The organism is Luteibacter sp. CQ10, assembly GCF_040900725.1.
Classification (GTDB): Bacteria; Pseudomonadota; Gammaproteobacteria; order Xanthomonadales; family Rhodanobacteraceae; genus Luteibacter.
In genome coordinates this window covers 87,190-109,578 of sequence record NZ_JAEUYM010000007.1, presented here as the reverse complement: position 1 = coordinate 109,578, position 22,389 = coordinate 87,190, and the positions used below count along the sequence as shown (strand labels likewise).

The window sequence follows — 22,389 nt, the reverse complement described above, 5'->3', positions numbered from 1 at the left end:
CGCAAGCCCCTGCCGGCGCGCCAGCGTCCGCGAGACGCGGTGATAACGTGGCCGCGGGGAATCAGGATCGATCACCCGAACCCTCGAAAAGGAGCTTTGCCTTGACCCAACGTAAGATCCTGGGCACCGCCGCTGCACGTATCGTCCTCGCCGCGGCCCTGGTGGCCGGAGCCGGTGCGGCCGAAGCGGCCGGTGCTCGCTATTTTTCATTCATCACCCATGACGGCCCGCTGACCTATTCACCCAACGAATTCGTCGTGGAGGTTCGCGATCCCGCCTTGGCGGACCGGTACACGCGTATCTTGCGCGGCGACGAAAAACAGCGCTCCGTCCCCTTCGTCGCGAAGGTGCTGGCCGGCCGGGCGCCTTATAACGAAGGCTGGTCTTTCCATGTCGACCCCGCGACGCTGCAACCGCCGGCGGATGCCTCCTTTCAAGAGTGCTCCTTCAGCGCCGAAGACGTGGAGGACCACTGGTGGGCGGTGGATGATCAGATCCTGCCTGACAGGACGTGGTGCCCATGGACCATGCGTCTGTCGCGTGAAGTGAAGCGCTGACGGAGGCGGGCGGAAGGTTCGCCCTTCCGCCCTCGGGGCGTGTGGGTGCCCGCTCCGTTGAGGCACAATGGCCGGGATGACCACTCCCCAGCCGGCCCGGCGCGAAAGTGCGGAACTTCGCGCCCTCATCGACCAGCGCTACGCCGACGTGATGGCGGCCTGCCGCGCGGCCAGGATTCCCCTTTACGACGATGCGGGCGTCGCCGAACGCATCCGGCGCACCCTCATGGCGTCGGACTTCGCCTTCGACGTCTTCCGCCGCCAGCCCGACCTGCTCGCGCCCGCCGGCCTGGAGCGGCTTCGGGCCAGCGCCGACGCGGGTTCGCGCGGTGCCATGCTCGACCTGCCCGCCGACGAGGACGGCTGCATGCGGGTGCTGCGCCGCTTCCGCCACGCCGAGGCGGTGCGCCTGGTGTTCCGCGACGTCAACGGACTGGACGACCTCGACGAAACCCTCTCGTCCACGAGCGTGCTCTACGAGGCCCTGCTCGGTGCCGCCCTGCGCTGGTCGGAAAGCGCACTGCGCGCGCGCCATGGCCATCCCCGCGATGTCGCGGGCAACGAGCAGCGCATGGTCGTGGTGGGCTTCGGCAAGCTCGGCGGCAACGAACTGAATTTCTCGTCCGACATCGACCTGGTGCTCGCCTATGCCTCCGGCGGCGAAACCGACGGCGCGAGGCCGCTCGACAACGGCGAATACTTCATCCGTGAAGCGCGCCAGCTGGTGCGCCTGCTCGCCGAGCCCACGGTGGACGGCATCTGCGCGCGGGTGGACCTGCGCCTGCGCCCGTTCGGCAACGCCGGTCGCCTTGCCCTGCCGTTCTCCGCGATGGAGCAGTACTACCAGCGCGAAGGCCGCGACTGGGAACGCTACGCATGGATCAAGGCCCGCCCCGTGGCGGGCGATCGCACGGCGGGTCGTGAACTGCAGGACATGCTCAGGCCCTTCGTCTATCGCCGCTATCTCGATTACACGGCCTTTGCCGGTCTGCGCGAGATGAAGGCCCTGATCGACGCCGAGGTGGCGCGCAAGGACCTGGCCGGCAACCTCAAGCTCGGCCCGGGCGGCATCCGCGAGATCGAATTCGTGGTGCAGCTCACGCAGATGATCCGCGGCGGGCGCGATCCCGCCCTGCGCGTGCGTGGCCTGCTGCCCGCCCTGCGTGCCTGTGAATCGAGGGGCTACATTCCCGCCGGACGGGCGAAGTCGCTTCGCGCGGCCTACGTGTTCCTGCGCCGGCTGGAAAACCGCGTGCAGATGCTGCGCGATGCGCAGACGCACGATATCCCCGACGACGCGCTCACGCGGGAGCGCCTCGCGCTCGGACTCGACTACGACTCATGGGACGCGCTCGAGAGCGAGCTCGCGGCCCATCGCACGGCCGTGTCGGCGGAATTCGCCGCCGTGCTCGTGCCGCATGCGGGACACACCGCCACGCCGCCCGCGGCCGACGTCGAGCTGTGGACCCATGCGCGCGACGGCTCGCTGACGGCGGCCAGCATGGACGCGTCGGGTTTCTCGCCTGGTGCCGAGGTGGCCGAGGCGCTCGGCAAGCTGCCGCATGCCGCGTCCGTGCGCGCGATGTCGGCGCGTTCGGCCGAGCGGCTCGAAAGACTCATGCCGCAACTGATCGGCGCGGCGCGTTCGAGCATTTCGCCCGCCGCGAGCCTGCTGCGCATGCTCCGGCTGGTGCAGGCCGTGGCGCGCCGCTCGTCGTACCTGGCCTTGCTCGACGAGCAGCCCAACGCGCGCCGGCGTGTCGCCGGCGTGTTCGCCGACAGCGCCTTCCTCGCCGAACGCGTGATCGCGCAGCCGCTGCTGCTCGACGACGTGCTCGACCCGCGCATCGACCAGCTGCCGCTCAAGCGCGCCGACATCGTGGCCGAGATCGCCCGTACCCTGGGCGCGCTGGACGAACGCGACGCCGAGCGTGAGCTCGAGCGCATCAACGAATTCCGCTCGAGCATCGCCTTCCGACTCGGCCTCGCGTTCAACGACGCGCGCGCCGACGCCACGGCCACGGCCCGTCGCCTGGCGGGGTTGGCCGAGGCGGTGGTCGGTGCCGTCCTGGCGCTGGCCACGCGCGAACTGGCGGCACAGCATGGACGGTTGCCGGGAGACGGCGGCGGTTTCGCCGTGCTGGGCTACGGCAGCCTCGGCGGCGAGGAACTGGGCTTCGCCTCCGATCTCGACCTCGTCTTCGTCTACGACGGCAGGCGGGCCCAGGTCATGAGCGACGGTCCGCGTCCCGTCGACGGCACGCGCTGGTACCAGCGCCTGGCCCAGCGCGTGATGCACTGGCTCGACGTGCAGACCCACGCCGGCAAGCTCTACGAAGTCGACACGCGGCTGCGCCCCGACGGCTCCAAGGGCCTGCTGGTGGCCAGCGTGGATGCCTTCGAGGCCTACCAGCGCGACCGCGCGTGGACGTGGGAGCACCAGGCCCTGCAACGCGCACGGATGGTGGCGGGCGACGAGCGGGTGGGCATCCTGTTGTCGGACATTCGCCGCCACATCCTGGCCCAGCCGCGCGACGCGACGCGCGTCCGTTCCGAGGTGAGCGCGATGCGTGTGCGCTGGCGCGCCGAGCGCGACCGTTCCGACGAGGCGCGGATCGATCTCAAGCAGGGCAGGGGCGCCCTGATCGACATCGAATTCATCCTGCAGGGCATGGTGCTCGCCCACGCGGCCACGCACCCCACGATCCTGGACACCACGGCCAGCAGCACGCTGATCGACGTGCTGCGCACCGTCGGGCTGCTCACCCAGGAGCAGGCCGACACCTTGCACCTGGCCCACGCCGACCTGCTCCAGGCGGGCCTTGCCTGCACGCTCGACCTGCGGCCGCGTGTGGCGATGCGCACGCCGGAGCTGGATGCCTGCTGCGAGGGCGTGTCGCGGGTCGCGGCCGAGCTGGGCTTTGACTTCGACGCGCCTGCGGCCGACGAGCGGCAGGCTGTCTGAAGGCGTCGCGCGGCGCTATGCTGTCCGGCCGATTCAAGGCGGTTTCACGATGACCCGACTTCCCCTGCTGATCGACACCGACCCCGGCGTGGACGACGCCCTGGCCATCCTGATGGCCCACGCGCACACCGACGTGGCGGCGCTCACCGTCGCCGCCGGCAACGTGGGCCTCGGTCACACGGTCCGCAACGCGCGTACCTTGGTCGACCTGATCGGTGCCGCCACGCCGGTATTCGCGGGCTGTCCCTCGCCGCTGGTGCGCGCTCCCGAGGAAGACGCGGCATTCGTGCATGGTGAAGACGGCTTCGGCGACGTCGGCTTTCCGGAGCCTCGCCATCCGGCCGAAACCGAGCATGCCGCGCTGGCGCTCATCCGCCTCACCCGCGAGCGCCCCGGCGAGCTCACCCTGGTGGCCCTGGGCCCGCTGACCAACCTCGCGCTGGCCGTGCGGCTCGACCCCTCGTTGCCCGAGCGCGTGAAGCGGCTGGTGATCATGGGCGGTGCCGTCACCGGTCATGGCAATACGGGCAAGATTCCGGCCGAATTCAACATCGGCTTCGATCCCGAGGCGGCCCACGTGGTCTTCGAAGCGTTTTCCCGGTTCGACCTGGTCGACTGGGAAGCCACCGTGCGCCATGCCTTCCCCGACGCCGACTACCAGGGCTGGGTGGCGGGCGACGGCGAACGCGCCCGGTTCTTCGGCCGGATCTTCGAGACGGCCCGGCGCTTCAACGCCGACAACGAACGCACGGGCTTCATCGCCGCCGACGCGCTGGCCATGGCCGTGGCGCTGGACCCGGACATCGTCACCCGCGCCGAAACCCGTCACGTGGGCATCGAACTGGACGGCCGCCTGACCCGTGGCGCCACCGTGGTCGACTGGCAGAATCGCCTGGGCGGCCGGCCGAACGCGCGGATCGTGCTGGAGGTCGACCAAGCCCGGTTCGGGGCGATGATCGCCAAGGCGCTGGGGGCTTAGCCCGTCGTACCGGCGTTTGTTTGGTTGCCAAGTCGCCGGTCCCCGGCTACAATGCCGCTCTTTTCACCCCGCTATCAGTCGAGTCACGACCATGAAAGAGAACATCCATCCGAATTACAAGCCGGTGGTCTTCCAGGACCTCTCGTCCGACTTCGCTTTCCTCACCCGCTCGACCATGAGCAGCAAGGAAACCGTCAAGTGGGAAGACGGTAACGAATACCCGGTGATCAAGCTCGATATCTCCAGCCACTCGCACCCGTTCTACACGGGCAAGCAGAAGACGCTCGACGTCGGCGGCCGCGTCGACAAGTTCCGTCAGCGCTACGGCAAGAAGTAATCCCTCGACATCCGCGCGCCGCCTGCGGGGTGGCGTTTCGCGAGGATCGACGGACACGGGGCAGGCCCAGCGCCTGCCCCGTGTCTTTTTGCGTCCGCGATTAAATTTTGTCTAACGGACGTTCGAATCGGCTCTATGCGATAATGGGGAACTTCGGTCGCACATGGCGGCCGGTACGGTGCCTTCCCCAGGTGCCGTTTTCCCAACAGCGCCGCGCCGCTCCAACCTCCGGGACGGCGAGCATCAGCTAGAGAAGAGGAGACCGCCGTGTCCGACGCCAAAACCGTCAAATTGGTCGATGAATCCAACAAGCCCGTCAGCGAACTGCCCGTCATCGGCGGTACGCTCGGTGCCGAGTGCGTCGACATCGGCACGCTCTACAAGGACACCGGCTACTTCACCTACGACCCGGGCTACGGCAGCACCGCCAGCACCAAGAGCGCCATCACCTATATCGACGGCGACAAGGGTGTGCTGCTTTATCGCGGCTACCCGATCGAACAGCTGGCCGAGAAGTCGACCTTCCTCGAAACCTCCTACCTGCTGCTCAACGGCGAGCTGCCGAGCAAGGCCGAGTTCACCAAGTTCGAGAACGAGATCACGCATCACTCGATGATGCACGAGAACCTCAAGGACTTCCTGAAGGGCTTCCACCACAACGCGCATCCGATGGCCATGCTGGCCGCGTCGATCGCGTCGCTCTCGGCGTTCTATCACGACGACCTCGACGTCGATAACCCCGACGACCGCAAGCTCGCCGCCATCCGCCTCATCGCGAAGATGCCGACGATCTCCGCCGCCATCTATCGTCATTCGATCGGCTGGCCCACCCGTTATCCGCGCAACAACCTCGAATACGTCACCCGCTTCCTGCACACCATGTTCGAAGTGCCGAGCGAGCCGCTCGAGTTGAACCCGGTGGTGGCCAAGGCGCTCGACCTGCTCTTCATCCTGCACGCCGACCACGAGCAGAACGCCTCCACCTCCACGGTGCGCCTGGTGGGTTCCACCGGTGCCAATCCGTACGCTTCGGTGGCGGCAGGCATCACCGCGCTGTGGGGTCCGGCGCACGGCGGTGCGAACGAAGCGGTGCTCAAGCAGCTCGAGGAAATCGGCTCGGCCGACAAGGTCGAAACGGCCGTCAAGCGCGCGAAGGACAAGAACGACTCGTTCCGCCTCATGGGCTTCGGCCACCGCGTGTACAAGAACTTCGACCCGCGCGCCAAGATCATCCGCGAGATGTGCCACAAGGTGCTCGAGGAGCTGGGCGTCAACGACCCGCTGCTCGACGTGGCCATGAAGCTGGAAGAAGCCGCGCTGAAGGACGACTACTTCGTCGAGCGCAAGCTCTACCCGAACGTCGACTTCTATTCGGGCATCATCTACAAGGCCCTGGGCATCCCGACCGAGATGTTCACGGTGATGTTCGCCATCGCCCGCACGTCCGGCTGGATTTCGCATTGGATCGAGCAGCACGAAACCCCGGGATCGCGCATCGGCCGTCCGCGCCAGATCTACACCGGCGCCGACGTTCGCGATTACGTGTCCGGCGACAAGCGTTGATGCACCGATGAAGAAAAGCGCCCCGCTCGTCGGGGCGCTTTTTTTATGCCTATACGGAGAGGGATCGGGGGGTGCCCGTATAGAGGTCGTGCACGTCGGTCAACGACGACGGCCTGAGGTAGACGAAGAGCGTTTCGTCGTGCTCCCGGGTGGTGACGACTTCGAGTGGCGTGTCTGGGGCGACCGCGACGTGATCCGCCAGAAATCCGGTCGAGAGATTCTTCTGCGGCACCTTCTCGTCGAACACGAACACGACTTTCTGGTCTGTCGACGGCACCCCATCGTTTGCCCATGTCCTGTGCCAGTCATGCGCGTTGATGGGTTGGGTGGATGCCGACTGTACGCCCCTGTCGGAGAAAGCTCGGGGCTCCGGGCTCTTCAGCGCCTCGACCGCTTCCGGAGTAACGTACGCCGAGCGGTATGAACGACCGTGATAGTCGGAAAGCGACATGAACTCGTCGAGGAATCCACGTGTGTCGTCGGAGATCGATCCCGAACGAAGTTCCTGGTTATATGTCTTGCTTCCCGCCTCGATGTAATCCACGACATGGGGTTTCTGTTCGGCGTTGGATTTTTGAATGAGGGGCAGCACCTCGCGGTGGAAGCGTTCACGGGTTGTGTCGCTGAGTGGGCGGCTCGGATCGTTGAGGCTCTCACTTTTGGCCCTGACCAGATCATCGAACTCCATCCTCGCGGACTGAATCGCAGGAGAGGACGAGGGGCCGGATCCCGATCCCGCGACGTGTGACGGAAGCGCATCGCTTACCGTGCCGGACGCCGTCGGCGTGGGTCGCCCACGCGCCGCCGCGGGTGTGGCAGCTGGACTTTGCCGGGATAGCTTAGGTGCCTTCACTCCCTTCAGCGCGGCGAAGCCATCCAGCGCGCCGAACGCCACGTCCACGCCTCCGGCGATGATCCGCGACGTGCCGTCCGGCTCGCCCTTGATCGCATCGTCGATGCCGACGCCGACGTTGGCTGCCCCTGCGATCGCGCCCAGGGCCACGCCGAAGGGTGGATAGACGATCCCGAGAGGCAGCAGGGCAAGGGAGGCGACGTTGAGGGTGTCGAGAGCCGACTGCTTCGTGTAGTCACTATTGCTGGTGATGGCGGTGCGGCCGTCGGCGTAGGTCCGGTCCTTCATCCGGCGAGCCATTTCGGCGAAGGCGTCGCCCTTTATCGCATGAAGCTCGAATGCAATATCCGGGGCGATGCTGGTGGTGGTATTCGTGGGAGCGACGCTGTACTTCTCCGACCCCGTGGAGGGGTCGATGCTGGGTTTCACCTTGGCGATGTATTCGAGTTTCTCATCCAGTCCCGGGTAAAGTCCCCCGTTTCGACGATCCGCGAGCTGGAAATGGGTGGCAAGCTTGTCTCGGTCGACCGAGGCGAGGTAGTTCACCATATCGGACCGGCTGTCGAATTCCCTCAGCGGCGAGGTGCTGTCCGTGTGCCAAAGGAGAAAACGGTTCGTCCTGGTGTCCCGTGCGTACATCAGGTCCGACGAATCATAGTGGTATGCGCCGACGAAGCCGAGCTGCATGCCAGGATCCGTGGGCGACGGCCGGATGTCGTCCGGCATGATGTCTTCCATGTCGCGCCCGGCGATCCCCAGGACACGCTGGGCCATTTGCCTCCCTTCGTCCGAAAGCGGGCTGTGCCGCATGCTTTCGAAGTACGACATGCTCAATATCCGAGGCGTCCGCTCTTCCGTTTTATCCCAGAAGTTGTTCAGGTACCTTTCGTGGATATCGGTAAACGACGTGTTCCATACGATCGACTTGAATTCTTCCACGCCTAGCGGGAGCTGTCCTTCGAGGAAGCGATCCGGATCGCTGACGGACGATATCATTTGATCGCTGCCCCATGGCGCGCGCCCCATGTTCCGCTTGGCCGCCTCGGTGAGGGTCAGGCTGTCCGACAACACGCGATTGCGGTGACCGAACGTCACCAGGTGCGCCTTATCGGGATCGACGTCGATACCTCTTGCCTTGAATTGCGACCGGAGTTCGTTCGCTACGGTGAGGTCGACGTTGGGAACGCTATCTCTGAAGCTTTCGAAGCTTGACTGGAACGCCGGATGGATCGATCGAGTCGAAGACGTGGTCGACATCGGCATGGACGATGGCGATTCTTGCGTGCCGCTTTGGCGTCGGGACCTGTTCAAAGCGAACTGTGTCGAGGCAGGTGAATCGGTCCCATGGGAAGGTTCCGTGGACGTCGCGTGGCTCGCGGTCGCCCCGGCGGTAGCGTGTCTCGTGGGCGCAGGTGCCGGTGACGGATGCCCGGAAGTGGCTTGTTGTTCGTCTTCGGTGAGGCCAGGCCATGGGCGGCTGAAGGGGGATGCGACTCGCATATTGGCGTGATCCATGTTGTCCATGGATGAGCGTGTACGAGATCGGGTGGCTCCGGGTGTTACATACCGCTGTCGTCCGGAATGCGGGATGGCGTTTCCTCGTGGGATCGTCGTGACACCGCGGAACCATCCGGGCGGTCGACGAAAGGTTCCGATCCTGCGACGAAGTGACGTCATGCCGCATCGATGGAACGTCGGCCAGCGTTATCTACCACCCGGGATCACGCGTGGCGGGTATGGTCGCCGTGGACCACTTGCGCACGTGACACGCGATGCAGGTGGCGATCATCCGCACATGAGGACTATCACCATGAATCCGTTATCCGCCGTCACGCCTTCGCCCTCGACGTCCTTCGCGTCTTCGGTTGCCGGTGCGACGGATGCGCAGTCATCGATCGTCTCCCGCTCGCCGGAAGACGCGTCGTTCGGTCAGGGCGGAGGCATCCCGCAGGGAAGCGCGGAAGCCGAAGGAAAGCTCACGCCCAAAGATTGGATGGGCTTCTTCCAAAAAGGCATGGACTTCATCCAGAACGTCGTTTCATCCATCGCATCGGCGGCGGGAAGTATCGCATCGGCGGTGAGCTCGGTCGCAGCGAAGATTCCGGGTATGTAACGCGAGGCGGAATGGCATTCCGCGATGATTTTAGGAGTTCACCTCATTCCGGGTCATCACGTTGGGATCGTAGTATTCCGTTTGCCGGAGGGCAGTCGGGGGACGGGATTGAGAGGCAAGGATGGCCTTGGTACCTCACAAGAACGATCTCTGGTGACTGAATGAACGATACATCGGTAGTTGGACGGCTCGCCGTTCGCGACGTCCTTTCGCTCGACCGGTTCGACATGGCATTGGCGGAGCCCGTCGCCCGCTCCTTGCGCCTGAACGGAAAGTCGACCTGCATTCGCCTCGAGCGGATTTACTGGTCCTTGCTCGATTACACGGCATCGATCCACGGAGCTTCACCGGGAAAGATTCTTTCCGAGCTGGACCGTGAAGTGCAATTGCGTTTCGGTGGCGTACGCAATTTTTCCTCGCTGGCACGCGTCGTGGCGGTAGCGCAGATCGTGAAGATTCATCCTGGCGTGATCTCCTGCGTGCAGGGGATCGTGACATGATCGAAAGCACTCCCCGTGGTACGAATCGATGTTGCCGATGTTCTCGCTTCGCCGTGTTCGTCGCGCTATGTCTCATGCCCTTGCTTTCGAGCGCGGTCGAGGTGCCTTGGAAGCACTCGTCGATGGTCTACTCCGCTAAGGGAAAGCCTGTTCGGCAGATGCTCCTGGACATCGCCGCGACGCAGCCCTTCTCGGTGGTGGTCGACGGCGGTGTTCGCGGCGAGGTAAGGGGCGATTTCAACGATCCGGCGAGGCGGGTCTTCGAGAGCATCGTCGATGCCTACGATCTCGTGTGGTTCTTCGACGGATCGGTTCTCTACGTGAGTGCGGCGAGCGACTCGCGTGCCGAAGTGGTGCAGACGGTGCCGCTTGCACCCGCCCAGGCATTGCAGTCGCTGCGTCGCCTGGGGCTGGCGGATGCGCGCTTTCCCATCCGTGTATCGAGGGGCGCACTCCTGGTGACCGGGCCGTCACGCTATATCGATCTGGTGTCGAAAGCGGTCGCCGCCGAAAGGGGGTATGCCGACGCCGAAAATGAGTCGAGGCGTGTTGCGTCGGCCGATGGCCTCTCGGGCGCGAGCGGCGATATCGAGCGTCGCCGCGTCATGGTATTTCCGCTGAGCCACGCGCAGGCGGCCGACACGGTATTGCATGCCGGGGACACCGAACAGGTCGTTCCTGGCGTAGCGACGATCCTTCGCTCGTTGCTCGATGGCGAATCGCCTTCATGGCGAAGCGACATGAAGGATGGCATGGGCCGATCCAGGGAACGCCGTCGCGTGCACGGCGTGCTTTCGGAAAACGAACCCGTCCAAACGGTGCCGCAACCCATGGCGCAGCGCACGGATGGCGCGCGAGTCGAACCCGATCGCCGAACCAATGCGGTGCTGGTGTACGACGTGCCTTCGACGCGTGCTTATTACCAGGAGACGATCGCGGCGCTGGACCGTCCGGGGCGGCTCGTGCGCCTGGATGTGGCGATCATCGACATCGACAGCGCGGCGTTGCGAGACCTCGGCATCGACCTGGGTATCAGCAGCCATCGCTGGAACGGCCAGACGGTGCCGTCGCTCGGATCGGGTGGCGCGCAGTTCCAGGGTGTCATCGGCGGTGGGGCGACGAAGCTGACGGCGCGGCTGGCAGCGCTGGAGCAGGTGGGAAAGGCGAAGATCATGTCGCGGCCGTCGATCCATACGCTCGACAACGTGCCGGCCGTGATCGGCAACCAGTCGACGGCGTATGCGCGGGTTGCCGGGGCGTACGCGAACGATCTGTTTCCCATCACGGCAGGCCTTCGGGTCGACATCACGCCGCAGATCGTGCCGGGCGAAAGTGCGCGACGCCAGGTTCGGCTTGCGATCGACGTGCGTGACGGGCGACTCGGTCAAGCGGGCGAAGTCGACGGGCTACCGGTTTCCACGGACAACTTCGTTTCTACCGAGGCACGCGTCATCGACGGCGATACCCTGATGTTCGGCGGATATCGATACGAGCATGAAACGCACCAGCAATCCGGTGTTCCGGGCTTGCGTTACATGCCCGTGATGGGTGGCCTGTTCCGCAAGACCTTGCACCAGAAGGGTCGATCGGAGCGATTGTTCCTGGTCACGCCGCATATCGTGGACGAATCGCGCCGTGATGGCGTGGACATCGACGCCATCGAAGCGTCCGATCCCGGGCTTGCATTGCCCCGAAGGCCGTTCTCGGCAAAACCCGAGGCCAGGGTGGAGGCGAAGCGCCGATGAACGGTTGGAGGCTTCGGATACTTTCCGGCCTTCATGCCGGTGCGGTGGTGGAGCTGGATGCGCATGACGCGTGGCGGGCCGGCAACGGCATCGACGACGGCATTTTCCTCGCCGATGGCGGCATCGATGCGTCGAGTTTCGTACTCGAGCGGAGCGGCGCGCGGCGTTGGCGGTTGAGTGGGCGAGGGCTCAGGCTCTATGGCATCGACTTGCCGATGGAAAAAACCGTGGATGTATGCGCCGGTGCGCGATGGTCCGCGAAAGGTGTCGACCTCCTGCTGGATAACGACGTAGTCGAAGGGGACGAGGCGGCCGCGAGGCGACACGTATTGCGTCAGATCGATGGGAAAGGCTTTCTCCGTGCCTGGCTTTCGGACGTGCGGCGCCATGTGTGGGTCGTGTGCCTGCCGTTGCTCCTGGGTGCCGCATTGGCCGTGGCAATCGTCGGCTCGAATGGTAGCCCCCGTACCATCGACCGGCAGGGAACATGGGCGGATTACCTTCGCGAGCGATTTCCCTTCGTTGAGGTGGAACTGGACCCCGCGAGCGGGATCGCCACCTACACCGGTTACGTCGAGTCGCAGGGCGAGCTCGATCGCCTGCGCAATCTCGCGGCGGCCGCGGACCGCGGCAAGACCTTCATCAAGGTCGTCCCCATGGATGCACTGGTACTGCAAGCGTCGCTGTTCCTGGAGGAGTTCTACGTGTCCACGGACGTGAAGTCGGTCGGGCCGGGCAGGCTGAAGGTGGATATCGACGGAGCCCAGGCCATGAAAACGCTGTCGTCATGGGATTTCGGCGGCATGGCCGCGCGCGTCAGGCGTGAGATTCCGGATATCTCCGAGGTGGACATCGCGCTGACGAACCGTGCGCCGGCAAGGGTCGACATCCCGTGGTCGCGAGCGGGATACAGCGTCCTTCTGACGCCGGGGTCGATTCCCTTCGCGGTGGATGCCAACGGGTTCCGGCTGTTCGAGGGTGCCAGCGTCAACGAAGGTACCCTGCGGCGCATCGATCGCTGCGCCATCGAGATCCAGGCTGCCGACGATTCGGCGCGTTTTCGTTTCGTCGAGGGCGACGACACGTGTGCGTCGAATACGCGGGATGCCCACTGAAGAGAGGCGGCCCCAGCTTCGCGTTGAACGAATATGTACCACCTGCCTCGGGCACCGAGCCCCTACATTGGAGCCTGGTTCAAAGAGCCCGTCTGGGCAAAGGTAAGTGACACATGTCGATCAGTGCCATCGCTTCGGCGACGAATGACATCTATCGTTCGCTCGGCAAGGAATTCGGTCAGCAGGACATTCGTAACCAGCGCTCGCGCCTCTCTGCGGCGGCGTCCTCCAGTGCTGGCGGCATCTCGGACATGGCATTCGCGGCGGCGGCGGGAAGCATTTCCGATAGCCTTCGCCAGGATGCGATGGCGAAGGTGAAAAGCCTGACGAAGGATTCCACTCCGTCGGAGACGATCCTCGCCAACGCGGCCATGCAGCAGAGCCAAACCAGCTACAGCTCGCTCGCCGAGACCAGCAAGAACATGTTCAAGGACAAGAAGGAAGCCATCACGAACCTGCGCTGACGACACGTCGGCGCGGATCGTCGGTCCGGCCGCGGGATGGAGCGCACCCAGGCGCTTCATCCCGCCATCCGGCGAGGGCGGACACGTCGCCGGCACATCGGCGGACATCGATATGATTACATCTAGCCACATGCCGGCGCCGCTGCTATCGCCGGTGGCGCATTCCCTTCCGGACGACGGCGCGGCCAACGGTCTCGCGCGGGCCGAATCGCATCCCTCCATCCTCGACACGCTCTACCGCGACATGGTGTCGAGTCGCGTCGACGCGAAAGACTGGCTCGACCTCATGGCGGCCGGCGGCGAAGGCATGACCCCGGGACGCCTCATCGTCGCGACCTACAAGCTGGGTTCCATGGGCGTGAAGATGGCCGCGGTGACGACCATCGCTTCCAGCGCCAAGAACTGCCTCAACGAGTTGAAACAGAATGGCTGACCGGTTCGCCCTTCGTTGCGTCGTGCTCGGCTTCGCCGCCGCCCTCGCGGGATGCGAGTCGCCGTTACGCAGTGGGCTCGACGAACGGCAGGCCGACCAGGTCCTGGCGTCGCTGCGTCAGGAAGGCGTGTCGGCACGTCGGGAACGCGCCGCCGACGGTACGTGGTCGCTGGTGGCCTCCGAGCGCGACCCGCAGGATGCCGAGCGAGTGATGCATCGCTATGAGCTTCCGCGGGATGAGCATCCCCGTGTGCCCGAACTGTTTCCAGGCACGGGACTGATGCCGAGCGAACGGGAAGAACACCTGCGTTACCAGTACGCGATCGGGCAGGAACTGGCCGCGACCATCGAGCGCATCGATGGCGTACTGTCGGCCAGCGTCCAGGTGTCGATTCCGAACGAAGACAAACGTGGACGGGAATCGCCCCCTCCGAGCGCGTCGGTGTTCGTGCGGTATCGCAGCGACCAAAGGGTGGACCTGATGAAAGCCCAGTTGCGCACCATGGTGGCGCATGCGCTTCCCGGTGCGACGGTCGAGAACGTGGCGGTGTTCACGCTGCCGGTCGCGCCGGCACTGACCGACAGGGAAACCGATCGCCTGGGTTCAGCCCTCTCCGCGGCGCATCGCCCGGGTGCGTGGCCGGCGTTCGTCACCCTGTTGCCCTGGCTGCTGCTCGTTGGGCTGGCGTCGTTCTGGATCACCCGCCCATCGCGGCGTGAGCGCCTGCTTGGGTCGATCGCATCCTTCAGGGCCCGTTTCGACCGTGCGCATCGTCGCCGCGGGTCCACCCGGCCCAACCGGAAGGCCCCATGACACCGCGTCGCGGCGTGCCGTTCGAACGGTCCGTGCTCTTACCGTCGCTTTGGAGCGATCCGGCCCGGGTTCGGCCCGGGTACGATCCGTCGCTGCCGAGGGCCGTCCGCCTGGCCAGCGTGGCCCTGCATTCGGCGGGCGGACCGCTGCCGGGGCCATTGGATGCGAACGACCTCGTATGGATGGAGCGCCTCGGCGATCCGGACGCATACCGCCGGTTCGTCCACTTCGTGGGCGCATGGCACATGGCGCGACGGTTGCGCGCGTGCACGGGATCGATGCTGCTGCGCGATGTGTCCGCCATCATCGGTCGCGATGCCTTGCTCGCGGTGCTGCGCGCTGGCGCGTCGTCATGCGACGCCACGCCGGCGCTGGATATCGACGCCGTGCGAGTCGTCGGCATGGCACGGCTCATGGCATCGCTCGCGCCGCACGCCGCCCGTTGCATCGCCGTTCGCCATGGATCGGAGAACGACGGCGTGCGCGTGGCTCGAGGCCACTCGCGCGACCCGGATGGCGAAGCGGCGCTTGAGCGGTTGTGGCTCGTCTTTAACGGAGCATCCGCATGAAGTGGCTGGGCTGGTCGGGCCTCGACATCGGCGGCGGCCGCATCGTCGACGCGGACCGGGTACGTGTTCTCGGCGACCTGGCGGACCGGGAGAACGCGGCGCGCGATGAACTCGCCCGGTCGCGCGACCGGCTCGCCGGGCGGCTCAGGCGTTCGCGCGAACGCGCCTATCGCCAGGGTTACCAGGCGGGTCGCGCAGCCGGGTGGCGCGACGTGATCGATGGATTCAGGACGGACGTGCGCCGATGGTCGGACGTCGATCGGCAGCTGCGATGTGCCGTCGACGACGCGCTCGCCCACGTGGGCGACCATGTCACCCTGTCGACGCTCCTCGGCCGCCCGCTGCGGCGCCTGCATGCCGAAAGGACGGGGTGCATGCCCTGGACGGTGCACGCCAACGCCCACACGCTCTCCGCGGTGCGGGCGATCCTCGCCGATGCGACGCCAGCGGGAGTCGACGATGGTGTGCGGCTGGCGCAGGCCGATTACCTCGACGATGGCGTTTGCGTCGTCGAAACGGCCGACGGCCTTACCGAAGTCAAGGCGGACGCCGAGCGCCAGGCGCTGCTGGAACTCGTCCGCGAAGCGATGTTCGCGTCGGGGCATGGGACGTGATGACGGCGCTTTCCCCCTGGCGACCCGTCTGGCCGCGTGTGGACGCGACGACGGTACGCTTCCGAAACGCGCTGTCCCGCGCCATGGACGGGAATCGTGCGCGCATCGTCGTTGCGATGCACGAGTTCGCGATGGTGCCGGGGCCGCCCTTGGCGAACTACTCGCTGGGCTTGCGATTACGGGGTGCGCGGGGCGACCTGGTGGTGGCGGTGGAGTGCTCATCCTGGCTACCGGAATTTTCGGCGGACGTGCTCGCTGTGGCGTGTCCCCTCGACGAACTGGCCGGATGGATGGATTGGGCGGCCATGCCCTGGCTCGATGCGCTGGAGCGTGCCCTGGGTTGTACCTATCGCGTCGTCGAAGCGCTACTCGACCAGCCGCCACCCTTCGGTTCGGTCGCTTTCGGCCTGCGCCACTCCACGGGACGGCTGGCGCACGTGGCGATGGCCGGGGTGCCGCTGGACGCGTTGGCCGATGCCCTGGCCGATGCATCGGCCGACGCGCGAAGGGTGCCTGCCAGGCCGTGGATGCGCGTATCGATCCATGTCCTTCTCCGGTTGTCCGGTGCCACTGTCGCGGAGATGGAACGACTGGCTCGCGGCGCCGTCCTGCGCCTGGATCGCGACGACGTTCGCTTTCAATTTGTAAACGGTTCGAGGAAATACGAGATGTCGGCACGATGGGCGACGGAAAACGGATTGCAAGGCGATGCTTCGACGCTGTCTCCCAGGTCGCGATCGGTGGACGCGCCGCTGCGCGCGCTGGAAGAGCTCACGTTCGACGTTGACGTGGTGCTGGAATCGTTGACCCTGTCCTACGATGAAGCCGCGGGCCTATGCGCCGGCGGCGTGGTGAACCTCAAGGGTTCCGTCGCGGGCCGGCACGTGACCCTGGTCAGCCACGGCAGGCCGTTCGCCAAGGGCGAACTCGTCGCGGTGGACGGCCACCTCGCCGTGCTGGTCGACGAGTGCTGGGGCAACCGGGCGTGATGGAGCAGGGCGTCGATTCGTGGTGGGTGATCGGTGCATCGCTGGGCCTCGGCGTGCTGCCGCTCGCCTTGGTGATGACCACCTGCTACACGAAGGTGTCGATCGTGCTCGCCCTGTTGCGTAACGCGTTGGGCGTGCAGCAGGTGCCCTCCAATCTCGCGCTGTCGGGCATTGCGCTGGCCATCACGATGCTCGTGATGGCGCCCGTCGCGGAAACGATCGGCGGTGGGCTCGATGTCGACGGCATGCTCACCGGAACGCATTTTCCCTCGCTGGGAGAGATGGTGGATGCGGTCCGCTCGCCGATCGAACGGTTCATGCTGCGGTACGTCGACGCCAGCGAGCTGGACGCGTTGCGTGCCGCGCTGGGGGAGGAGGGGGGTGATGGCGACGTACCGCGTCTTTCCGTGCTCGTTCCCGCGTTCGTCGTGTCCGAGGTGGCCTCGGCCTTCAAGATCGGGATGTATCTCGCGCTAGGTTTCGCCGTGGTCGATCTCATCGTGGCGAACCTCACCATGGCGATGGGCATGACGATGTTCCCGCCGACCACGCTGTCCATTCCCCTGAAGCTCCTGGTCTTCGTCGCCACCGCGGGTTTCTCCCGCACCGTGCGCGGATTGATCCAGGCTTACGCCGGGTAAGGGCGCATGGAAGACCAGGGTCAGATCATCGATGTCGCGTTTCGCACGGCGTTGCTGGCGTCCTCGCCCGCCTTGCTCGCGGCGATGCTCATCGGCATCGTGGTGGGCCTGCTGCAGTCGGTGGTCCAGGTGCAGGACCAGGCCATCGCCTACGTGCTGAAACTGGGTGGCGTATGCGCCGTCCTGCTCGCTTCGGCGCGATGGATGATGCGGCAGATGGAAGTGCTGTTCGGGATGATTCTCGATGCCATACCGTTGGCGGGCGTGGTGGCATGACGTCATTCTTCGACGCCTTGCTCACGATCGGCCTGCACGTCGTCCGCCCGGTCGTGGCCCTGTCGTGGCTTCCCGTCGCCGCGTCGTCGTCGGTGGGGCGCCGCTTCACCGTGCCGCTCGCGTTGGCCGTCGCCATGTGCGTCGCTCCGATGCAGCCAGCCGGGGTGACGCCCGCCAGCCTCGTGCTTCTCGCGCTCAAGGAGGCCGCGGTGGGATTCGGCGCGGGGCTGCTCGTGTCGAGGGTCTTCGTGGCCGTCGGGGCGGCAGGCGCATGGCTCGACCAGCAGGCGGGCTACACGGCGGGTGCGTCGTTCAATCCCACCTTCGGCGCGGCCACGGGGCCGCTGGAATCGATCTTCGGCAACCTGCTGATGCTGAGCCTCGTCCAGGGCGGCGCCGTGATGCTCGCGGTCAAGGGCATGATCGCCACCTACGAAGCGTGGCCCGTCGGATCGTGGGCGCCCGAAGCCGCGCGGGTGCGCGAATGGCTCGGCTCGCTCGTGGAAACACAGGGGCAATGGGTGCTGGAGGTGGCCTTACGCGTCGCTTCGCCCCTGTTCGCTCTGCTGCTGCTCGCCGACGTCTGCGTCGCCGTTGCGGCACGCCATGCACAGCAACTGAATCCGTTCTCGCTCTCGTTGGCCATCAAGGCCGCCGTGGCGATGATCGGGCTCGTCGCGATGTCGGCATACCCATGGGCCGACATCCTCGAGCAGACCCTCCGTGGAACGATACGTCGATGAGCCAGGGCACCGAGGCACCCACCGAGCACCGCTTGCGCGAAGCGCGACGCAAGGGCGACCGTCCGCATAGCCGCGATTTCACGGCGGCATGCGGCATGCTCGCGTGGACGGTGGCGATCGTCGCGGGAGGCGCGTTGGGCTTCTCGGTGCTGGTCGGCTACCTGGAGGGCGTGTTGCGGCTGGCGTTCGATGCGGACGGGGCACCGAAGGCTTCGCACTGGATGCCCTTGCACCTCCTGGGTGCCTTCGCCATCACCGGCCTGCTGGGGATCCTGGCGTTCGGTCTTCCCGAACTGTTGCAGTCGCGCGGCGAGATGGCCACGAAGCGAAAGCTCGTCGACCTGTCGAGGATCCAGCCGATGGCGGGCCTGAAGAAGCTCTTCGGCCTCTCGCGAGCCGCCGAACTGCTTTTCGCGGTCGTGCGGCTGTGCGTCGTCGGCGCGATCGCACGGGTGTTCCTCGGCGGCAACCTGGCGCTGCCTTTCGTTCTGCAGGACAGGTCCTGGCATGTCGCGTGGGCGATCTTCGCCGTGCAGGCCGGCAAGGTACTCGCGTGGTCGTCGATCGCCTGCCTGGCGCTCGCGGTGCTTGATCTCCTGGTCCAGCACCGGTTGTGGATCCGGAGAAACCGAATGAAGAAAGACGAAATCATGAGGGAACACAAGGAACAGGAGGGCGACCCGCTCGTTCGCGGGCTTCGCAGGGAAGCCCATCGGGAGAGCACGCGAGGATGAAGGCCAACGATTACGGGCGGCCCTTTCGCGGTGGCGACCTGACCACCTTCCTGGCGGGGCATGCCGACATCGGCATCGGCCTGATCCTGCTGGGCGTGCTTGCCCTGCTGGTGTTTCCCGTGCCGGTCGCGATGGTCGACGTGGCCATCGCCATGAACATGGCGTTCGCCATCCTCCTCCTGGCGGCGGCCCTCTATATCGGTACGCCGCTGGAGTTGGCCACGTTTCCCTCGCTGCTGCTCATGACGACGTTGTTTCGCCTGGGCCTGGCCGTCGCGACCACGAAGATGATCCTGCTTCACGGCTACGCGGGCGACGTGGTGCAGACCTTCGGCCACCTCGTGGTGGGAGGTAACGTGGTGGTCGGACTGGTCGTGTTCGCGGTGCTCTGCGTCGTGCAGTTCATGGTGGTGGCCAAGGGCAGCGACCGCATCGCGGAAGTATCGGCGCGCTTCACCCTGGATGCGATACCGGGCAAGCAGATGAGCATCGACGCCGACCTGCGCGCCGGCACCATCAGCGGCGCCGAGGCCGCCGAACGCCGCGCCACCCTGCAAAGGGAAATTCACATGCACGGCGCGCTGGACGGTGCCATGAAATTCGTCAAGGGCGATGCGATCGTCGGCCTCGTCGTCGCGCTGGTCAACATCGTCGGCGGTATCGTCATCGGCATGGTCAGCCGTGGGATGACGCTCGCTGAAGCCGGGCGAACCTACGTGGTGCTGACCGTGGGCGACGGCCTCGTGTCGCAGATCCCCTCCCTCATCGTCGCGATCGCCGCGGGCCTGCTGATCACCCGTGGCGACGGGCGTCCCGGGCGGGGCGACAACCTCGGCGCGCGCATCTTCGCCGAACTCACCGCTCGGTCGAAACCAGCGTTGATGGCGAGCGTCGCTACGCTCCTGCTGGCGCTCGTACCCGGGTTTCCGCACGTGGTGTTCCTCGTCCTGTCGGCCGTGTTCATGCTCGTCGGCGTGGGCCTGCGCAAGCGCGACGAGGGCGCGGTCCCGCCGGTGGCGACTCCCATGCGGCACATGACCCGGGCGGGAGCGTCGTACACGATGCACATCCTCGACAACGTGGAGATGGGCACCGCCAGCCCGCTGGCGATACGCATCGGCGAGGAGGCCTTCGCCTCGTTGCAGCCCGCCCCATTCGACGAGGCGCTGGGACGCGTCCGCGAACGGCTCATGGAGTCGCTGGGCTTGCCGTTTCCGGGCGTGTCCATGAAAGGCGACCGGGCACTCGAGCCGGAAACCTACCGCATCGAGGTCGAATCGGAAGCCGTGGCCGAGGGCAGCCTGTACCGAGGACGGCTTTTCGTGCCGTCGAGCGAATCCGCAGGCGATGACGCGTGGGAGGCGCACGTGCCCGGGATCGGCGACGGCGCGTGGCTGGCGGGCGCGGATGCGGCGCCGCTGCGCAAGCAGGGCGTCGCCGTACATGCGCCCGGCGATGTCCTCGCGGAACATCTCCTGGCCGTCTGCACGGCCCACGCACCCACCTTCATGGGAACGCAGGAGGCCCGGCACCTCCTGGACCGATTGCAGATCCTGTTTCCCGATCTGGTGGACGGATTTTCGCAATCGACGACGCCGACCGACTTCGCGGCCGTGCTCAAGGCGCTTCTCGCCGAGCGGGTGTCCGTGCGAAACGTCAGGGCGATCGTCGAGGCGATCGTCAAGCTCGCGCCTGACGAGCGAAGGCACGACCTGATGGTGCGGGCCGCACGCATCGCCTTGGGACGCCAGATCGCGCGCGCCTTCGCCGAGCCGTCGTCGGGCATCCTGGCGATCGCCACGCTGGACGACGAGTGCACGCGCTTCCTCGCCGAGGCCTTGCTCCTCGTGGACGGCAGGACGCCCCGGCTCGCCCTGGACCGGGAGCAGCTCGATCGCGCGGAACGGACCTTCCGTGCCGCCGCGCGATCGTTGCCGAAGCATGCCGTGGTGCTGACGTCCGCGTCGTTGCGTGAGCACGTCGCCGACCTGCTGCGTGGCGTGGCGTGCGATGCACCCGTCATGGCGACCAGCGAGGTGCCGTTCGCCGACGTGGAGATACGCAACGTCGGCCACGTCGAGTTGCTTCCGTGACGACGGCCGAATCGGTGAAGGAGGGCGGCAAAGTCGTTCGCGTCGCGGGTACGGTGCTCCACGTGGTGGGCATCCATGCCCGCGTGGGCGACCTGTGCAGGCTCTGGCCGCCGGGTGCCGACGAGGCGACGTTCGGCGAGGTGGTCGGCTTCGACGGTGAACGCACGGTCGTCACGCCGATCGGAAGCCTCCTCGGCGTTTCGCCGTTGACGCGGGTCGAAGCCATGGGCCACGGCCTACGCGTTCCCCATGGACGCGATCTGCTCGGGCGCGTCGTCGACGGGTTTTGCCGTCCGCTGGACGGCGGCCCGGAAATCGGCCGCCGCGTAAGGGAGGTTCGCGGCGATGTCGCGTCACCCCTCTCCCGTCCGCCGATCGACCAACCCTTCCGTACGGGCGTTCGCGCGATCGACGGCATGCTGCCCCTGGGCGTGGGACAGCGTGTGGGCGTCTTCGCCGGTGCCGGCGCGGGCAAGACGACGCTGATCGGCGCGATCACCGCCCGGGCCGAGGTGGACGCCGTGGTGATCGGGCTCATCGGCGAACGTGGCCGCGAGGTGAGTGAGTTTCTGTCCGATGCGATCGCCCCGTCCCTGCGCGACCGCTCCGTCGTGGTGGTATCGACATCCGATCGTCCCGCCGCCGAGCGCATCGGCGCAGCGCATACGGCATCCGCGATTGCGGAGTCGTTGCGGGACGATGGCAGGCATGTCCTCCTGGTCGTGGACTCCCTCACGCGATTCGCGCGCGCGTTGCGCGAGGTGGGACTCGCGGCCGGCGAGCCCCCCGTGAGGCGTGGGTTTCCTCCCGGGGTGTTCGCGGAACTGCCACGCCTGATCGAGCGGGCGGGGCGCACCGGGCTCGGTGCGATCAGCGCGTTGTACACCGTGCTGGTCGAGGGGCCGGAAGGAAGCGATCCGGTGTCGGAGGAGGTGAGGTCGTTGCTCGACGGGCATATCGTCATGACGACGGAACTCGCCGACGCGGGGCACTTCCCGGCCATCGACGTCTTGTCCAGCCGCAGCCGCGTCGTCTCCCGCGTATGCTCCGCAGCGCACCTGCGCCGCGTGAACGACGTCCGCGGCCTGATGTCGCTTTATCGCGAGTCGGAGCTGCTGATACGCCTGGGCGAGTATCGTCCCGGCTCGGATGCGGCGCTGGACCGGGCGGTGCGGATGCACGACGCGATCGATGCGTTCCTGCGCCAGGATCTTTCCGACGTGCATCCGACGGAGCGCGAAGACGCCGCGGCGATGCTCGAAACCCTGCTCGGCCGGGAGGCCTGACACCGA

Annotated in this window: 22 protein-coding genes; 21 read left to right on the top strand and 1 reads right to left on the bottom strand. The window is 66.3% G+C overall.

The window, feature by feature from the left end:
• Positions 1 to 101 precede the first annotated feature (101 nt).
• From JNG39_RS20625 to JNG39_RS20605, 5 genes are all read left to right on the top strand, one after another.
• Positions 102 to 557 carry a hypothetical protein gene (locus tag JNG39_RS20625; protein ID WP_368313835.1) on the top strand — a complete coding sequence of 152 codons (456 nt, stop codon included), beginning with the start codon at positions 102 to 104 and terminating at the stop codon, positions 555 to 557.
• A 76-nt stretch (positions 558 to 633) separates the two neighbouring features.
• On the top strand, positions 634 to 3,522 hold the full coding sequence (glnE, locus tag JNG39_RS20620) for a bifunctional [glutamate--ammonia ligase]-adenylyl-L-tyrosine phosphorylase/[glutamate--ammonia-ligase] adenylyltransferase (protein WP_368313834.1): 2,889 nt from the start codon (positions 634 to 636) through the stop codon (positions 3,520 to 3,522).
• A 49-nt stretch (positions 3,523 to 3,571) separates the two neighbouring features.
• Entirely contained in the window at positions 3,572 to 4,501 is a 930-nt protein-coding gene (locus JNG39_RS20615) for a nucleoside hydrolase (RefSeq protein WP_368313833.1), read from the top strand.
• Positions 4,502 to 4,592: 91 nt separating this feature from the next.
• Positions 4,593 to 4,838 carry a type B 50S ribosomal protein L31 gene (locus JNG39_RS20610; RefSeq protein WP_144916375.1) on the top strand — a complete coding sequence of 82 codons (246 nt, stop codon included), beginning with the start codon at positions 4,593 to 4,595 and terminating at the stop codon, positions 4,836 to 4,838.
• A 267-nt stretch (positions 4,839 to 5,105) separates the two neighbouring features.
• The gene (locus JNG39_RS20605) at positions 5,106 to 6,401 is read left to right on the top strand and encodes a citrate synthase (RefSeq protein ID WP_368313832.1); all 1,296 of its coding nucleotides are present in this window, start codon (positions 5,106 to 5,108) and stop codon (positions 6,399 to 6,401) included.
• A 49-nt stretch (positions 6,402 to 6,450) separates the two neighbouring features.
• On the opposite strand, the gene JNG39_RS20600 is transcribed toward JNG39_RS20605, so the two are convergent.
• The gene (locus JNG39_RS20600) at positions 6,451 to 8,517 is read right to left on the bottom strand and encodes a DUF6543 domain-containing protein (protein WP_368313831.1); all 2,067 of its coding nucleotides are present in this window, start codon (positions 8,515 to 8,517) and stop codon (positions 6,451 to 6,453) included.
• A gap of 547 nt (positions 8,518 to 9,064) precedes the next feature.
• Between JNG39_RS20600 and JNG39_RS20595 the strand changes: the two genes are divergently transcribed.
• The 16 genes from JNG39_RS20595 to JNG39_RS20520 all read left to right on the top strand — a co-directional run bounded on the left by JNG39_RS20595 (position 9,065) and on the right by JNG39_RS20520 (position 22,383).
• Positions 9,065 to 9,367 carry a hypothetical protein gene (locus tag JNG39_RS20595; RefSeq protein WP_368313830.1) on the top strand — a complete coding sequence of 101 codons (303 nt, stop codon included), beginning with the start codon at positions 9,065 to 9,067 and terminating at the stop codon, positions 9,365 to 9,367.
• 161 nt (positions 9,368 to 9,528) lie between these two features.
• On the top strand, positions 9,529 to 9,867 hold the full coding sequence (locus JNG39_RS20590) for a ribbon-helix-helix domain-containing protein (RefSeq protein WP_368313829.1): 339 nt from the start codon (positions 9,529 to 9,531) through the stop codon (positions 9,865 to 9,867).
• A complete protein-coding gene (gene sctC, locus JNG39_RS20585) occupies positions 9,864 to 11,612 on the top strand; it encodes a type III secretion system outer membrane ring subunit SctC (protein WP_368313828.1) in 1,749 nt (582 codons plus the stop codon). Before JNG39_RS20590 ends, sctC begins: the two co-directional genes overlap by 4 nt.
• A complete protein-coding gene (locus tag JNG39_RS20580; protein WP_368313827.1) occupies positions 11,609 to 12,727 on the top strand; it encodes a hypothetical protein in 1,119 nt (372 codons plus the stop codon). Before sctC ends, JNG39_RS20580 begins: the two co-directional genes overlap by 4 nt.
• Positions 12,728 to 12,840: 113 nt before the next feature.
• The gene (locus JNG39_RS20575) at positions 12,841 to 13,191 is read left to right on the top strand and encodes a hypothetical protein (protein ID WP_368313826.1); all 351 of its coding nucleotides are present in this window, start codon (positions 12,841 to 12,843) and stop codon (positions 13,189 to 13,191) included.
• 112 nt (positions 13,192 to 13,303) lie between these two features.
• Complete coding sequence (locus JNG39_RS20570; protein ID WP_368313825.1) at positions 13,304 to 13,624, top strand: hypothetical protein; 321 nt, start codon at positions 13,304 to 13,306, stop codon at positions 13,622 to 13,624.
• A complete protein-coding gene (gene sctJ, locus JNG39_RS20565; RefSeq protein WP_368313824.1) occupies positions 13,617 to 14,438 on the top strand; it encodes a type III secretion system inner membrane ring lipoprotein SctJ in 822 nt (273 codons plus the stop codon). Before JNG39_RS20570 ends, sctJ begins: the two co-directional genes overlap by 8 nt.
• Positions 14,435 to 15,007, top strand: a complete 573-nt coding sequence (locus JNG39_RS20560; protein WP_368313823.1) for a hypothetical protein — start codon at positions 14,435 to 14,437, stop codon at positions 15,005 to 15,007. The genes sctJ and JNG39_RS20560 overlap by 4 nt, the downstream gene beginning before the upstream one ends.
• Positions 15,004 to 15,621, top strand: coding sequence for a hypothetical protein (locus JNG39_RS20555; protein ID WP_368313822.1), 618 nt, complete (start codon positions 15,004 to 15,006; stop codon positions 15,619 to 15,621). The genes JNG39_RS20560 and JNG39_RS20555 overlap by 4 nt, the downstream gene beginning before the upstream one ends.
• A gap of 83 nt (positions 15,622 to 15,704) precedes the next feature.
• Entirely contained in the window at positions 15,705 to 16,610 is a 906-nt protein-coding gene (locus tag JNG39_RS20550) for a FliM/FliN family flagellar motor switch protein (RefSeq protein ID WP_368313821.1), read from the top strand.
• Positions 16,589 to 17,251, top strand: coding sequence for an EscR/YscR/HrcR family type III secretion system export apparatus protein (locus tag JNG39_RS20545; RefSeq protein WP_368313820.1), 663 nt, complete (start codon positions 16,589 to 16,591; stop codon positions 17,249 to 17,251). The genes JNG39_RS20550 and JNG39_RS20545 overlap by 22 nt, the downstream gene beginning before the upstream one ends.
• Positions 17,252 to 17,257: 6 nt before the next feature.
• Entirely contained in the window at positions 17,258 to 17,527 is a 270-nt protein-coding gene (locus tag JNG39_RS20540) for a flagellar biosynthetic protein FliQ (protein WP_368313819.1), read from the top strand.
• On the top strand, positions 17,524 to 18,270 hold the full coding sequence (locus JNG39_RS20535) for an EscT/YscT/HrcT family type III secretion system export apparatus protein (RefSeq protein WP_368313818.1): 747 nt from the start codon (positions 17,524 to 17,526) through the stop codon (positions 18,268 to 18,270). The genes JNG39_RS20540 and JNG39_RS20535 overlap by 4 nt, the downstream gene beginning before the upstream one ends.
• Positions 18,267 to 19,004 (top strand): EscU/YscU/HrcU family type III secretion system export apparatus switch protein, encoded by a 738-nt coding sequence (locus JNG39_RS20530; RefSeq protein ID WP_368313817.1) that lies wholly within the window; start codon positions 18,267 to 18,269, stop codon positions 19,002 to 19,004. Before JNG39_RS20535 ends, JNG39_RS20530 begins: the two co-directional genes overlap by 4 nt.
• Positions 19,001 to 21,097, top strand: coding sequence for an FHIPEP family type III secretion protein (locus JNG39_RS20525; protein ID WP_368313816.1), 2,097 nt, complete (start codon positions 19,001 to 19,003; stop codon positions 21,095 to 21,097). The genes JNG39_RS20530 and JNG39_RS20525 overlap by 4 nt, the downstream gene beginning before the upstream one ends.
• Positions 21,094 to 22,383, top strand: a complete 1,290-nt coding sequence (locus JNG39_RS20520) for a FliI/YscN family ATPase (protein ID WP_368313815.1) — start codon at positions 21,094 to 21,096, stop codon at positions 22,381 to 22,383. The genes JNG39_RS20525 and JNG39_RS20520 overlap by 4 nt, the downstream gene beginning before the upstream one ends.
• Positions 22,384 to 22,389 lie beyond the last annotated feature (6 nt).